Source organism: Herbaspirillum sp. VT-16-41 (assembly GCF_001994935.1).
Lineage (GTDB): Bacteria > Pseudomonadota > Gammaproteobacteria > Burkholderiales > Burkholderiaceae_D > Herbaspirillum > Herbaspirillum frisingense.
This window is the reverse complement of record NZ_MUXB01000076.1, coordinates 1-13,887: the sequence shown is the minus strand read 5'-3', so window position 1 is coordinate 13,887 and position 13,887 is coordinate 1. Positions and strand designations below refer to the sequence as shown.

General features: G+C 60.9%; 15 protein-coding genes. 7 read left to right on the top strand and 8 right to left on the bottom strand.

Translation table 11 applies throughout. The features are described from left to right. Window positions 1-356 (bottom strand): poly-beta-hydroxybutyrate polymerase N-terminal domain-containing protein (locus BTM36_RS04815; RefSeq protein ID WP_254426924.1); only part of this gene is annotated, 356 nt, incomplete at its 3' end. Window positions 357-403: 47 nt separating this feature from the next. Further along, on the bottom strand, window positions 404-733 hold the full coding sequence (locus BTM36_RS04810) for a TraR/DksA family transcriptional regulator (protein ID WP_077235400.1): 330 nt from the start codon (window positions 731-733) through the stop codon (window positions 404-406). A 320-nt stretch (window positions 734-1,053) separates the two neighbouring features. Here BTM36_RS04810 and BTM36_RS04805 point away from each other — a divergent pair, with 320 nt between their 5' ends. The 3 genes from BTM36_RS04805 (at window position 1,054) to BTM36_RS04795 (ending at window position 2,937) form a co-directional block, all read left to right on the top strand. Next, on the top strand, window positions 1,054-1,509 hold the full coding sequence (locus BTM36_RS04805) for a hypothetical protein (RefSeq protein WP_077235399.1): 456 nt from the start codon (window positions 1,054-1,056) through the stop codon (window positions 1,507-1,509). A gap of 27 nt (window positions 1,510-1,536) precedes the next feature. Continuing rightward, on the top strand, window positions 1,537-2,187 hold the full coding sequence (locus tag BTM36_RS04800) for a BON domain-containing protein (RefSeq protein WP_077235398.1): 651 nt from the start codon (window positions 1,537-1,539) through the stop codon (window positions 2,185-2,187). A 135-nt stretch (window positions 2,188-2,322) separates the two neighbouring features. Continuing rightward, entirely contained in the window at window positions 2,323-2,937 is a 615-nt protein-coding gene (locus BTM36_RS04795) for a pyridoxamine 5'-phosphate oxidase family protein (protein WP_254426923.1), read from the top strand. A 44-nt stretch (window positions 2,938-2,981) separates the two neighbouring features. Here BTM36_RS04795 and BTM36_RS04790 read toward each other — a convergent pair whose 3' ends face one another. Genes BTM36_RS04790 through BTM36_RS04770 form a run of 5 tightly spaced genes read right to left on the bottom strand, consistent with a single transcriptional unit; the run spans window position 2,982 to window position 8,847 of the window. After that, on the bottom strand, window positions 2,982-4,688 hold the full coding sequence (locus BTM36_RS04790) for an ABC transporter ATP-binding protein (RefSeq protein WP_077235396.1): 1,707 nt from the start codon (window positions 4,686-4,688) through the stop codon (window positions 2,982-2,984). Between the two features lie 15 nt (window positions 4,689-4,703). Next, window positions 4,704-5,252: a carboxymuconolactone decarboxylase family protein gene (locus BTM36_RS04785; protein WP_077235395.1), complete on the bottom strand. Its 549-nt coding sequence runs from the start codon at window positions 5,250-5,252 to the stop codon at window positions 4,704-4,706. A 9-nt stretch (window positions 5,253-5,261) separates the two neighbouring features. Then, on the bottom strand, window positions 5,262-6,131 hold the full coding sequence (locus tag BTM36_RS04780) for an ABC transporter permease (protein WP_077235394.1): 870 nt from the start codon (window positions 6,129-6,131) through the stop codon (window positions 5,262-5,264). A 10-nt stretch (window positions 6,132-6,141) separates the two neighbouring features. After that, window positions 6,142-7,197, bottom strand: a complete 1,056-nt coding sequence (locus BTM36_RS04775) for an ABC transporter permease (protein WP_254426922.1) — start codon at window positions 7,195-7,197, stop codon at window positions 6,142-6,144. A 9-nt stretch (window positions 7,198-7,206) separates the two neighbouring features. Beyond that, window positions 7,207-8,847 carry an ABC transporter substrate-binding protein gene (locus BTM36_RS04770; protein WP_077235401.1) on the bottom strand — a complete coding sequence of 547 codons (1,641 nt, stop codon included), beginning with the start codon at window positions 8,845-8,847 and terminating at the stop codon, window positions 7,207-7,209. 365 nt (window positions 8,848-9,212) lie between these two features. Here BTM36_RS04770 and BTM36_RS04765 point away from each other — a divergent pair, with 365 nt between their 5' ends. The 4 genes from BTM36_RS04765 (at window position 9,213) to BTM36_RS27665 (ending at window position 13,306) form a co-directional block, all read left to right on the top strand. Next, window positions 9,213-10,196, top strand: coding sequence for a DUF1852 domain-containing protein (locus tag BTM36_RS04765; protein WP_077235393.1), 984 nt, complete (start codon window positions 9,213-9,215; stop codon window positions 10,194-10,196). Window positions 10,197-10,236: 40 nt separating this feature from the next. Then, window positions 10,237-11,265, top strand: a complete 1,029-nt coding sequence (locus BTM36_RS04760) for a methionine synthase (RefSeq protein WP_006462159.1) — start codon at window positions 10,237-10,239, stop codon at window positions 11,263-11,265. Between the two features lie 119 nt (window positions 11,266-11,384). Further along, window positions 11,385-12,206 (top strand): flavin reductase family protein, encoded by an 822-nt coding sequence (locus BTM36_RS28925; protein WP_254426921.1) that lies wholly within the window; start codon window positions 11,385-11,387, stop codon window positions 12,204-12,206. A gap of 347 nt (window positions 12,207-12,553) precedes the next feature. Then, window positions 12,554-13,306: a hypothetical protein gene (locus BTM36_RS27665; protein ID WP_139347073.1), complete on the top strand. Its 753-nt coding sequence runs from the start codon at window positions 12,554-12,556 to the stop codon at window positions 13,304-13,306. A gap of 54 nt (window positions 13,307-13,360) precedes the next feature. Here BTM36_RS27665 and BTM36_RS28265 read toward each other — a convergent pair. Then, window positions 13,361-13,887: hypothetical protein (locus tag BTM36_RS28265; protein ID WP_168189744.1), on the bottom strand; the 527-nt coding region annotated here is incomplete at its 5' end.

Here is a 13,887-nt window from a genome sequence, read left to right as displayed (position 1 = left end):
TGATGTTTTTCGACACCCCAGACGTCCCGCGTGGCAGCATTCCACCATTGTTCGGTCAGCAGGAAGCCCTGGTGCCACAGGTTGTAGGGCCAGCGCTGCCAGTCCGGTGCGGCAAAGCGGCGGTCCGCGACCGGCAGGTCGGCAGCCTGGGCGTGGGCACTGCCCATGTAATGTAGCAGGCGGTTGGCCTGCTGCAGGGCCAGGCACATCAACTCAAGGCGTTTGCCGGGGGAAACCGCCAGGTGCGCGGCCCAGTCGATGGCGGCCAGCAATCCCGACGCCAGCGACAGCGAGCCGCTGGAGCGGGCCAGAGCCGCATGCACCTGCGCGTCCAGGCGCTCGGTCGGCGTAGGCATGACAGCCGTCTTCGGAGGCCGTGGCCGGGCTTGTGCGTGCGTGTTCATCAGGCGGCCCTGGGGTGGCTACGTTCATGCAGTTGCTGGCAGGCCAGACAACGCTTGGCGGTGGGATAGGCCAGCAGACGCTCGACCGCGATATCGGCCCCGCAATCTACGCACAGTCCATAGCTGCCCTCCTGCATGCGCGATCGCGCCTGGCTGATGTCCTGCAATTCATGCAACTCCTGGTCCGACATCACCTGCGCGGTGGTCGCCCGCTCCAGACCTTCGTCGTCGGTGAGGTCCGCTGCCTGCATGCGCTGGCGTAGTGAATGTTCGGCGTCGTCCAGCAGGCTGCCAAGCCGGACCCATTGGGTGGGGGAAATCTGTCGCATGGCTCACTCCATGAACTGCACCCGATGCCAATTGACCGGGATTGCATGGCGCAACTGTGCGCCAGGGCCTGGCCCGGCCTACTGATGTAAGTCAAGGCCAGCCAGCGAGGCCTTGTCGGGTCAGCACGAGAACTTGACTTGCATCAGTTTTGCACCTAATGGCTGGCGCAGAATCTTCATATAAGGATCAGACTTGCTGAACATTATGGACGCCTGTGCCGGCTGATCCAGCCCAGGCCACGCCAAGCGACGCTGGAAAGGCAGGCAATGACCTCTGGCGTTCTCGATCAGGCATTGCCAGATTCTGGAAAGGAAATCCCATGCGCCTCCCCAACACGGACAACTACGCCGACTTCTGGCTGGGCTACGCCAGCCACCAGATCGAGGCCAGTGTCGAACTCGGCGCCACCACCCTCGCAAGCATGAGCAAGCTCTACGACCTGGATACCAGTTTCCTGCGCCGCGAAAGCGGCAATGCAATCCTGCTGGCCAAGCAATGCGTGGAAGCAAGAACCCCGGTGGAAGCGGCCTCGATGATGGCTGAACGCTGGCGCAGTGAGATGCAGGAAAGCGCCGTCTTTGCCGGACAGCTGGTCGAGTGGCTGGCCGAACTCACTGCCAGGCTGAATCACGCCACGCAACAGCGGATGATGGGCTTGAACGGCCAATATGCCGCCTATCTGGACAATGCCACCTCCGGCACCAACAGTGCAGCCGCTGACGGCAAGCCAACACTCAAGGCCACGAACAAGGTCGCCAGGAGCAAGGCCGGCTGAAAAGCAACTTCTCAAGGGAGCAGGGCGATGAAAAGCGACCATCAATTGCGGCAGGAAGTCATGGACGAACTGGCCTGGGATAGTGCCTTCGACGACAACCGCATCGGCGTGGAGGTGGTCAGCGGGATCGTAACGCTGACCGGGCATCTCGACAGCTACGCCCAAAAGTATGCGGCCGAACGTGCCGCCTTGCGTGTGGGTGGCGTCAAGGGGCTGGCCGTGGAGATCGACGTACACCTGCCCGGCGCCAGCCAGAGGACGGACAGCGAGATTGCCGCTGCAGCCCGCCACGCCATCGAATGGAATGCGCTGTTGCCGAAGGAAGGCATCCAGATCAAGGTCGAGCACGGCTGGATCACCCTGTCGGGCCAGGTCCGTTTCGACCACCAGCGTGAAGCGGCCGAACAGGCGCTCCGCAATCTCTTCGGCCTGATCGGCATCAGCAACCTGATCACGGTGCAGGCCAGCGCCGCACCGCGTGACATCAGGAACAGCATCGAAACAGCCTTGCAACGGCGGGCGCACATCCAGACCACGGCCCTCTATGTGGGCGTGAACGACAAGGTCGTCACCCTTACCGGCATGGTTGGCTCGCTTGCCGAACGACAGGAAGCTTGCCGGGCAGCGCAGCATACGCCCGGCGTGGAGCGGGTGATCGACAACATCGTCGTGGTGTAGGCCTGCTGCTATCACTTTCTCACTATGACGAAGGGTATCTCCGGTGGCATCAGCGCAATCGTATCGTCCAGCGCGCCAGGCTTGACGGCCTGGCCGCTATACTGGCGCCTTACTATGACCACGAGGGAGATCGCAGTGAAGCACGACATCATCAGCCTGGATCAGTTGGAGGCACTCTACGGCCAACCCGGCGAACGGGCGCTGGTCAAGGAAATCGATCATCTCAACGAGGACTATCAGGCTTTCGTGCGTGCTTCGCCTTTCGTCGTGCTGGCCTCGGTCGGACCAGAGGGACTGGACTGTTCACCCAAGGGTGACCCTGCCGGATTCGTGCAGATCATCGATTCGCGTACGCTGATCGTGCCGGATCGCCCCGGCAACAACCGGCTCGACAATCTGCGCAACATCATCGTCGATCCCCGCGTCTCCTTGCTGTTCATCATCCCGGGCGTGGGCGAGACTCTGCGCGTCAATGGTCGCGCCACGATCTCGGCCGATCCGGCCTTGCTGGCCCGCTTCGAGATGCGTGGCAAGCTGCCTAGCAGCGTGATCCTGGTAAAGATCGAGCGTGCCTACTTCCATTGTTCCAAGGCCATCGTACGCTCGGAACTCTGGTCGGCCTCGGCCCAGGTGGCGCGCAGCAGCCTGCCTTCTCCTGGCGCCATGCATCACCGTCTGAGCGGCGGCGTGGTCGATGGAACGGCTTATGACCGCGAACTTCCACAACGTACCGAGGCCGGTCTCTACTGAGCCGAGTCGGCAGGACGGCCAGCCTCGGCAAGCTGGCGTGCGGCTCAGGCGATGAGCCGCTCCGGCTGTGCCGCGACGCTACGCGCATAGGCATTGCCTGGTGCCGCCGCCAGCAAGGTACGGGTATAGGGATGCTGCGGTGCCTGCCAGATGGAACGATGATCGCCTTCCTCGACGATGCGCCCGCCTTGCATCACCAGTACGCGGTCGGCGATGTAGCGCACCACCGACAGATCGTGCGAGATGAACAGGTAGGCCAGGCCGAACTCCTGCTTCAGATCGACCAGCAGGTTCAGGATCTGTGCCTGCACCGAGACGTCCAGCGCCGAGACCGGTTCGTCGCAGATCACCAGCGCAGGCTTGAGTACCAGCGCCCGGGCGATCCCGATACGCTGGCGCTGGCCGCCCGAAAACTGGTGGGCGTAGCGGCCCAGGGCGGCCTGCGGCAGGCCGACCAGATCGATGATCTGGCTGACGCGCCGCTGGCGCTCGTTGCGGTCCCGGACTTCATGGATCTGCAAGGCCGTATCCAGAATGTCGCGCACGCTGTGGCGCGGATTGAGTGAGGCATACGGGTCCTGGAACACCATCTGTACCCGCCTGCGCAAGGGGCGCAGGGCCTTGCGGTCCAGCCGGGTGATGTCCTGGCCGTCCAGCAGGATACGGCCGCTGCGGCTGTCTTCCAGGCCGATGATGCTGCGCGAGAGGGTGGACTTGCCGCAACCCGATTCGCCTACCAGACCCACGGTCTGGCCGGGGGCGATGTCCAGGCTGACACCGCGCACTGCATGCACGCCGCCCTTGGGCGTCAGGTAATCCACATGCAGGTCCTGTACTGATAGCAGGGGCGCTGCGCCGGCTGCCAGCGGCGGGATCACTTGCCTGAGTGCCGTATCGGTCAGGCTGAAACGCCACTGGCCGTCTGCGTCGATGTCATTGCGGATTTCGGGGAGACGCTGCCGGCGGTAGTGCAGTTCCTGCTCCAGTCGCAAGGACGCCCCCAGCAAGCCCTGCGTATAGGCATGGCGGGGCGCGGCAAAGAGTTGCGCGGTCGTGGCTTCTTCCACCTTCTCGCCGGCGAACATCACGGCCACGCGGTCGGCCCATTGCTCCACCACGCCCAGGTCATGGGTGATGAGCAGCACGGCCATGCCCAGTTCGCGCCGCAATTGGTCCAGCAGTTCCAGGATCTGCGCCTGCACCGTCACATCCAGCGCGGTGGTCGGCTCGTCGGCAATCAGCAGGCGCGGACGGTTGGCGATGGCCATGGCGATCATGACGCGCTGGCGCTGGCCACCGGAGAGCTGGTGGGGGTAATCATCGATACGCCTGGCGGGATCGGGGATGCGGACCTGGGCCAGCAATTCCACTGCGCGCGCCCGCGCAGCCGCGCCGTCCAGCGGCTGGTGCAGGCGGATCGCCTCCACCAGTTGCTGGCCGATGGAGAGCACGGGATTGAGCGAGGTCATCGGCTCCTGGAAGATCATGGCGATGTCCTGGCCGCGCAGGGCGACCAGTTCCGCTTCCGGCAGGCGCAGCAGGTCACGCTCTTCGAACAGTACCTGGCCGCTGACCTTGGCCGAGCCATCCAGCAGGCGCAATATCGACAGGGCCGTGGTGGACTTGCCGCAGCCGGACTCGCCGACCAGGGCCACCGTTTCGCCAGCGGCAATCGACAGGTCCAGCCCACGCACGGCCTGGTGCGTGCCGAAGGCAACCTTCAGGTCGCGCAGTTCCAGCAGGGAAGACATCATGGTTTCCTTGGTTCAGGCAGCCAGTACGGCGCTCTGGTATTGCGGTTCCAGTTGCACGTCCAGCGCTTCGTTGAAGCGCGCAAAGAAGGCGCACAGCGCTGCACGCAGCGTCAGTTCGACGATCTGGGATTCATCGAAATGCTCGCGCAGGCGCGCTACCAGCGAATCACCCACGCGCTGCCGGGTGACGGCCAAGGCATAGTCGCGCACCAGCAGTTCCACCGGGCCCAGGCCGGGGACGTCGGGCTCCAGGATGCGCTCCACCGTCTCCGCGCTGACCTGTTCGGCCTGCAGCTTGGGGGCATGGTGCGATACGCAGTAGGTACATTCGTTGGCCCGCGATGCGGTTACCAGCACGATTTCCAGATGCAGGCGCGAGAGATTGCCCTCGGCGGCGAAACCCAGCAGCAGGCCGTAGAGATGTTCGATGGAGGCCGGCTTGTGCGCCATCACGCCCAGCATGTTGCCGAAGGCGCCGTATTCGTTCTCGACTTTTTCGAAGATGCGGCGGGCTTCGCCGGCCGGCAGTTGGTGAGAGAGCAGGGTAGAGACACGTGCCATGGAAAAGTCCTATTTGCGTTCGCGCGGATCGAGCACATCGGCCAGTCCGTCGCCCAAGAGATTGAGGGCCAGCACCGTGAAGACGATGGCCAGGCCCGGGATGGTGGTGATGTACCAGTCGGTGCGCAGCACTTCGCGGCCGGCGCCGACCATGTTGCCCCAACTGGCGGCATTGGGGTCGCCCAGGCCGAGGAAGGCCAGGCTGGATTCGGTGAGGATGGCGCTGGCCACCATCAGCGAGGCCGATACCAGGATCGGGGTGGCGGCATTGGGCAGGATGTCGCGCAACAGGATGCGGGCATCGCTGGCACCCAGGGCGATGCTGGCGCGCACCATCTCGCCGTGCCGCAGTTTCAGGGCCTCGGCCCGTACCAGCCGCGCCAGGCTGGGCCAGGCGGTCACGCCGATGGCCAGGGCGATGGTCCACACGGTAGGCTGGATCACCGCCACGATGGCCAGTGAAAACAGGAAAGAAGGAATGGTCTGGAAGAACTCGGTCACCCGCATCAATGCCGCATCCAGCCAGCCACCGTAGTAGCCGGCCAGCAGGCCGCCGCTCGCGCCCAGCAGCAACGCGATGGCGGTGGAGACGGCGGCGATCAGCAGCGACACCCGCGCACCGTGGAAGATGCCGGCCAGCAGGTCACGCCCCAGCATGTCGCTGCCCAGCGGATAGGCGAGGTCCACGCCAGGCCGCAGGAAGGGTTCGGCCACCATGTCCAGCGGATCGCCGGGGAACAGCCAGCCGGCCGAGGCCGCCATGAACAGCACCAGCAGCAACAGCAGGCTGCCAGCCAGCGCCGAGGGCGAGCGCCGCAGGCGCGCAAGAACGCCGCGCGCGGCAGAGGGATAAGGATGGGGGAGGGTGAGGGTGCTCATGTCGGTCTTTTCATTGCAGGCGGATGCGTGGATCCAGCCGCACATAGAGGGCATCGACGATCCAGTTGACCACCACCACCACGGTGGAACTGCATAGCAGAATGCCCAGCAACAGGTTGAAGTCGCGCTGGAACAGCGCTTCGAAGGCCAGGCGTCCCAGGCCGGGCCAGGAGAACACGGTCTCCACCAGCACCGCGCCGCCGACGATGGCGCTGGCCTGCACGCCCAGCATGGTGACCAGCGGCAGCAAGGCATTGCGCAGCACATGCACCACCAGCACCCGATGCGCGGGCGCCCCCTTGGCCACGGCGGTGCGCACGAAATCCTGGCGCCGCACCTCGATCATGGTGGCGCGCATGAGGCGCGTATAGACCGCCATGTAGAACAGGCCCAGCGTCAGCGCCGGCAGCACCAGGTGGCGTGCCACGTCCAGGACGTGGGCCAAACCGGTATAGCCGGCTTCGACCGTGATCATGCCGCCCACCGGCAGCCAGTCCAGCCAGACCGAGAAGACCACCACCAGCATCAGGCCGATCCAGAACAGCGGCGTGGCGAAGAACACCAGCGCCAGCAAGGACACCAGCAGGTCGACCAGCTTGCCGGCGCGGTAGGCCGCCAGGCTACCCAGCACCACCCCGCCCACCACGGCCAGCAGGATGCTGGCGCCCATCAACAGCAAGGTGGCCGGTACGCGCTCGCCAATCAATTGCGCCACCGGCATGCCGTGACGGAAGGAATAACCGAGGTCGAACTGCAGCAGATGCAGCAGGTATTTGCCGAACTGCACCAGCAATGGCTGGTCCAGCCCGAACTGGGCGCGCAGTGTCGCCAGGTATTCGGGAGTGGCAGCACCGGCTTCCCCCGCCAGTACCTGGGCGGCATCACCCGGCGCCAGGCGCAGCAGGAAGAAATTGATCACCGCCACGCCCAGCACCACGGCCAGCAATTGCAACAGGCGGCGCACGGTGGCCTGCCATAGCCTGCCCCCGCGTGACAGGGGCGGCTTGGTGTGCTGGGAAGGCTGGGAAGGCTCGGAGGAGGCCGTGGTCTCCAGGCTCAGGCTCATTCGCGGTCCTTAGCGTTGTGGCGCGGCGGGATTGGCTGCCACTTTGGCGCCGCTGTCGAACCACGCGTTCTTCAGCGATCCATAGACCTGATCGACGCCGGCCACGGCATCCTTGAGGTTGGAGGATTGCACCGTGAAGAAGTGCATTTCCAGCAGCGGCAACGAAGGCAGGTCGGTCTGCACCTGCTGCTGCAGCTTCTTGAACAGGGCGATGCGTTCGCTCTGGCTGGCCGAACCCTGGGCCTGCGAGATCAGCTTGTCGGCCTCGGCGCTGCGGTAGCCGGAACCATTGCTCCAGGGGATGTTCTTGCCGACCGAATCGCTCCAGTAGGCGCGGGTGACACCGACCAGCGGATCGGCAAAGCCGGCGAACCAGACCACCGACAGGTCGTAGTCACGGTCGCCATAGACACGCTTGGTGTAGGTCGGCGTGTCCTGCGCCCGCACGTTGACCTCGATGCCCACGCGCTTCAGGGAATTGCGGATGAATTCGCCGCTGCGCTTGAAGTCATCGCCGTAGGGCAGGTAATCCAGGTTGATCTTCAGGCGGGTGCCGTCGGCACCGCGCTTGAGGCCGGCTTCATCCAGCAGGGCTTCGGCTTTCTTGGGGTCGAAGCCGTATTGCGGCACATCGCTGGTGTGGAATTGCTTGAGGGTGGAGACCACCGGGCTGTCGGCCGGCTTGCCGAATCCGTACCACACCACCTTGTTGAAGGCATTGCGGTCGATCGCATAGGCCAGGGCCTGGCGCACGCGCAGGTCCTTGAAGTAGGGGCGGTCGAGGTTGATATCCACGAACAGCCAGGGCGAGAGCCATTCATAGCCGCGGGTCTCCAGCTTCAGGCTGGGCAGCTTGGCCAGGCGCTCGGCATCCTTGAGCGGCACCGGGGAGAACGGGGCGTACTGGGCTTCACCCTTTTCCAGCGCGGCAGCGCGGGCACCGGCATCAGGCACGACCTTGAAGACGATCTTGTCCAGGTAGGGCTTGCCCTTGTCCCAGTATTCCGGATTGCGTTCCAGGGTGATGTAGTTGCCACGGCTCCATTCCTTGAAGACGAAGGGGCCGGTGCCGATGGGCTTGTTGTTGTAGGGGTTGTTGAGGATGTCGGTCCCCTCGTACAAGTGCTTGGGCAGGACCTGGGCGCCATTGCTGTTGAGCGAACTGAGCACGGCCAGCGAAGGCTCGCTGAAGTGGATCACCACGGTGTAGTCGTCCGGCGTATCGGTAGAGGTGACCTTGCCGTAGAGGATCTGGTTGCGCGGATGGATCTTCCTCCAGACGTTTTCCAGGGTCCATTTCACGTCGGCCGAGGTGAAGGGCTTGCCGTCGTGCCACTTGACGCCACGGCGCAGGTAGAAGGTCAGGGTCTTGCCGTCCTTGGAGAACTCCCAGCGCTCGGCCAGGGCCGGTTTCAACTTGAAATCGTTGTCGTATTCGACCAGGCCATCGAAGACGTTGGCACTGAAGAAGCCGGTCGGTGCGGCTGTGTTCAGGGCCGAGGTCAGGATCACCGGTTCGGGCTGGATGATGGTGGTGAGAGTCCCGCCCGGTGTGGGGGCGGCGGCCGTCGCAGGAGCGGTCGCAGCAGCGCCGGCGATGAGCAATGTGGCTGCGCCCAGCAGGGAGCGCAGGAGTCTGGTGTGTAGCATGGTTTCCCCTGTTGTCGGTGTGGTGTTGCGGTCGGGCCGGGCTTCTTTCTGTACGCCCTGCGCCGGTTCGCGCCGGCTCTTGAAGCTGCGCGGCCGCATGGTGAGAGGGTGAAGAAGTGCTGGTTCAGCAACGTTGCGCTATTAGACCAAAGCGCTGTGCTGGCCTGAACGAAGCATTCCGCATGTGCTTCCTTGGAAACCGCATGCCTATCATGCTGCGGGTCTGCTGCAGTGAGGGCCCTTGTGTTGGTATATGAGCCGATCTAATGGAACAATGAGATCATTTCACTTTTTTTCATGGATGACTGCGCTTAAGATTCGCTTCGAACATCGTCATCACCAGGACGGCCAGAGGCTGAATCACCATGACCAAAGAATTTACGTTTGCCATCAAGAGCATCCGCTTCGACGAGGACTATCGTCCTTCCGAGAACACGCGCATCACCACCAACTTCGCCAATCTTGCCCGGGGTGAAAGTCGCCAGGAGAACCTGCGCAACACCTTCCGCATGATCGACAACCGCTTCAATGCCCTGGCGCACTGGGATAATCCGGCAGGCGAGCGCTATCACGTCGAGCTGGAGATCATCTCGGTCGAGATGAAGATTGCCGGCGAGCGCAGCGGCCCGGCGCTTCCCTTGATCGAGATATTGCAGACGACGGTCATCGATCAGCAGACGGGCGAACGCACTGCCGGCATCGTGGGCAACAACTTCTCCTCCTATGTACGCGATTACGATTTCAGCGTGGTCCTGCTGGAGCGCAACCGCAACCAGCCTGTCTTCAGCGCGCCCGAGGATTTTGGCGATCTGCATGGACGGCTGTTCAAGGCCTTCGTCGAGTCGGACGTGTACCGCGCGCATTTCGGCAAGCCGCCGGTCATCTGCCTGAGTGTCTCCAGCAGCCGGACCTACCGGCGCACCGAGAACCGGCACCCGGTATTGGGCGTGGAATACCTGCAGGACGAGTATTCGCTGACCGATGAATACTTCGGCAAGATGGGCATGCAGGTACGCTACTTCATGCCGCCCGACAGCGCCGCACCGCTGGCGTTCTATTTCTCCGGTGATCTGCTGGGCGACTACACCAACCTGGAACTGATCAGCACCATCAGCACGATGGAGACCTTCCAGAAGATCTACCGGCCCGAGATCTACAACGCCAATTCGGTTGCCGGCAAGTCCTATCGGCCCAGCCTGAAGCACCAGGATTATTCCCTGACCCGCATCGTCTACGACCGCGAAGAACGCAGCCGGCTGGCGGTGGAGCAGGGCAGGTTTGCCGAGGAACACTTCATCAAGCCTTACCAGGCGGTACTGGCGCAGTGGTCCGCCCATTACGCCCACTGATTACCCGCACGGATTCATACAACAGAACAGGTCATCCAACGTGAAAAAACTCTTACCCACCTCCACCGCCGGCAGCCTGCCGAAACCTTCCTGGCTCGCCGAACCCGAGAAGCTCTGGTCGCCCTGGAAACTGCAGGGTGAAGAACTGCGTGACGGCAAGCGCGATGCCTTGCGCCTGTCCCTGCAGGAACAGGTCCATGCCGGCATCGATATCGTCAGTGATGGCGAACAGACGCGCCAGCATTTCGTGACGACCTTCATCGAACATCTGGACGGGGTCGATTTCGAGAAGCGCGAGACCGTGCGCATCCGCGACCGCTACGATGCCAGCGTGCCCACCGTCGTCGGTGCCGTCTCGCGCCAGAAGCCGGTCTTCGTGGAAGACGCCAGGTTCCTGCGCCAGCAGACCGGGCAAACCATCAAATGGGCGCTGCCCGGCCCCATGACCATGATCGACACGCTCTATGACGCCCACTACAAGAGTCGCGAAAAACTGGCCTGGGAATTCGCCAAGATCCTCAATCAGGAAGCCCGGGAGCTGGAAGCGGCCGGCGTAGACATCATCCAGTTCGATGAGCCGGCCTTCAATGTCTTCTTCGACGAAGTCAACGACTGGGGCGTGGCCACGCTGGAACGTGCCATCGAAGGTCTGAAATGCGAAACCGCCGTCCATATCTGCTACGGCTACGGTATCAAGGCCAACACCGACTGGAAGAAGACCCTGGGCTCCGAGTGGCGGCAATACGAGGAAGCATTCCCGAAGCTGCAACAGTCCGGCATCGATATCGTCTCGCTGGAGTGCCACAATTCGCGCGTTCCCATGGACCTGATTGAACTCATCCGTGGCAAGAAGGTAATGGTCGGCGCCATCGATGTGGCCAGCAATACCATCGAAACCCCGGAGGAGGTCGCCGACACCCTGCGCAAGGCGCTGCAGTTCGTCGATGCCGACAAGCTCTATCCTTGCACCAACTGCGGCATGGCCCCCCTGGCGCGCGACGTCGCCCGAGGCAAGCTCAATGCACTTGCTGCCGGCGCGGAGATCATCCGCCAGGAACTGGCCAGGTAGGCGTAGGCATACCTGCTTGGACGGGCGCCGCCAGCGCTGCGCGGTCGCCGTCCAGGCTGATGCTGAGTTTTCATATCCATTTGGGTAGTTGCGATCCCAAGCCGCATTCCTGTTCCATCATGTCATTGACCAGCACAAGCATCGACCCATCGCGTTTTCGCGACGCGCTCGGGCATTACGCCTCCGGCATCACGGTGATCACCTCGCTGGTGGACGCCTCGCCGATCGGCTTCACTTGCCAGTCTTTCTACAGCGTGTCGGTGAATCCGCCACTGGTGTCTTTCAGCGTCATGGCCAGTTCGGCCAGCTATCCGGCGATCAGGCGGGCAGGGCGCTTTGCGGTCAATATCCTGGCCGCCGATCAGGCGCATCTTTCCAGCCAGTTCGCCCGCCGTGGCCAAGACAAGTGGCAGGGGGTGGATTGGCAGGCGTCGCCCCTGGGCAACCCCATCATTGCCGGCAGTCTGCACTGGCTGGATTGTCAGATTCATGCTGAACATGTCGCCGGCGATCATCTCATCGTCATCGGCGAGGTGCTTGCCATGGACCAGCAAAAGCCGGCAAGCGCACAGCCATTGCTGTATTTTCGCGGGCAGTATCGGGACATCGCAGAAGCCATGCGGAACGAAGAAACGGCAGGGCGTGCGGCCAAGAAGAGGGTACGGCAAGCCTGCAAGACCATCGGCGCGGATCGTATGATCACCCTGACCTACCGTGAGAACATGACGGCCAGAGAACGGGCCTTGAGAGACTGGGACAGATTCCGCCGCCGCATGTGCAAATACAAACAATTTCTCCACGTTGCGGTCATCGAAGAACAAGAGCGCGGCGCGATCCATTTCCATGTGGCCGTGCATGGTCGCCAAAGTTACCATCTCTTGCGTTCAATCTGGGCCGAAGTAGTTGGTCGCGATGAGAACGGGCGTTTATGTGCAATGTAGATATTCGCAATCCCGCTAAATTCGGCTTCGGAAAAGAAAGTGTACATAAGCGGCAGCCTACATTGCGAAATATTACGCTAAGGACATGTCGTCCCGCACGCTTGATCAGAAGCTCTATTTTTGCTCTCGCGGTATTCCAGGCCTGAAGTCACCGCATGGCCGCTGGCATATATGCGTGCCATTGATGCTGTTCGAACAGCCTTTACATTGCTGAGTCCGGCCAGCTATATGCAGCTCAATTCTGGTATAACAAAGGCTTGGGGGTTATGTGGATAGCTACAGGCCAATTTAGTTCTTCAGGGTGTGTCCACGCGCCGTTTTGACTTCTCTTTTTAAAGGAAGATGTCGTGACGACAGTTACTCCGCCTCCTGGATGGGGCGCAGATATTCTTTCAGATTTCCAAGCCAATGCTATTCAAAACGAGTATGCAAGTTATGTTCATCTTAAAGGATGGCAGGAGGCGTTTATTAACTGCGCCACTGCTCTTAGGATGTGTACGGACTACTCAATGTCCCTAGCGTATTCCGCCAATGCGACTTCTCATCTACTATTTATTGCCGCTCACAATCACTTTTTAGCTGCTGTGCGGTTGGCTCTATCTGGGCAGGCATTGCCGACTTATCCCGTGGGTAGGGCATGTGTAGAAGCTGCCCTATACGGCTATTATTTGGCAAAGGTTCCTGAGGCAACTGCCAGATGGCACAGCAAACCAACTGAGCGTGCGGCGCTCAGGGCTTGGTCAAGGGAATTTAGCGTTTCTAATATTTCGTCTCTTTTGAGTGCTGGCCAAGCTGAATGGACAAGGTTTCTCCATCAAACGGCAATTGACTATGGGGCGCATCCGAATACTCAAGCTCTCTATTCGAATATGGCCCAGAAAGAATTGGCTGATGGGGGTGTTCATCTCGAAAATATAATTCTTCATGCGTGGGGCTTAAGCGCTGCAAACGCGACGAAGTTTGCTTTAGAAGCCGGGATGTTTACTATTGCCTTATTTGCCACGGCCTATCCAGAAGCTGATGCCAAATATTCGTTATCGGATCTAAATGTCAGGTTAGTCTCTTCCCTAGATATATTAAAAAGCGAATTCGAAAAATAATTGACAGTCTTGTTTTAAAGTGAAATTTAAAGGCCCCATAGCAGGGGCTTTTTATTATTTATTTTGCTCAGATTTTTCTCCCTTAGGCTGTTCCTTTTTGTCCTCCATTGACCAATCAAATGGCAGAAACGCAGATTTTTTTATAGCCAAATGGAGGTTAGGAATTGAGCTTGCTAAGACGATGACGATTTGCGACGTTGTCCGGTCATACAAAAAGTAGCGATCACCTACGTATCCGAGGTAAGCAATATCGGATGGATTTTTTGATAGTCCATCTAGTTTAGACATCACTACATCCACAGTCACATCGGGATTCTCCAAAATCTTGAATGCTTCTGTTCTGCCATAGGAGAACGAAAATCCTGCAAAAATGAGCGCATAAAAGGTCAGTTTATGTCTCAGTTGATCATGCGGAATAAAGTGCATTATTGCTTTTGTGTTTGCCAACGGCGTCGCAAACATAGAAAACATTAGTGCAAATAGCACCCAGTTATATGGTGGTTTTGACCTGCTCCCCGAGATTAGTACGGCAATGATGTAGAGTCTGCCCCATACGGAGGCAGCATGAAGAAACGATTTAC

Coding starts and splice junctions, on each gene's coding strand:
- BTM36_RS04790 (WP_077235396.1), bottom strand. CDS start 4,688: ATGTCTTCCCTGCTGGAACTGCGCGACCTGAAGGTTGCCTTCGGCACG.
- BTM36_RS28925 (WP_254426921.1), top strand. CDS start 11,385: ATGTCATTGACCAGCACAAGCATCGACCCATCGCGTTTTCGCGACGCG.
- BTM36_RS04765 (WP_077235393.1), top strand. CDS start 9,213: ATGACCAAAGAATTTACGTTTGCCATCAAGAGCATCCGCTTCGACGAG.
- BTM36_RS04775 (WP_254426922.1), bottom strand. CDS start 7,197: ATGAGCCTGAGCCTGGAGACCACGGCCTCCTCCGAGCCTTCCCAGCCT.
- BTM36_RS04805 (WP_077235399.1), top strand. CDS start 1,054: ATGCGCCTCCCCAACACGGACAACTACGCCGACTTCTGGCTGGGCTAC.
- BTM36_RS04810 (WP_077235400.1), bottom strand. CDS start 733: ATGCGACAGATTTCCCCCACCCAATGGGTCCGGCTTGGCAGCCTGCTG.
- BTM36_RS04780 (WP_077235394.1), bottom strand. CDS start 6,131: ATGAGCACCCTCACCCTCCCCCATCCTTATCCCTCTGCCGCGCGCGGC.
- BTM36_RS04785 (WP_077235395.1), bottom strand. CDS start 5,252: ATGGCACGTGTCTCTACCCTGCTCTCTCACCAACTGCCGGCCGGCGAA.
- BTM36_RS04770 (WP_077235401.1), bottom strand. CDS start 8,847: ATGCTACACACCAGACTCCTGCGCTCCCTGCTGGGCGCAGCCACATTG.
- BTM36_RS04800 (WP_077235398.1), top strand. CDS start 1,537: ATGAAAAGCGACCATCAATTGCGGCAGGAAGTCATGGACGAACTGGCC.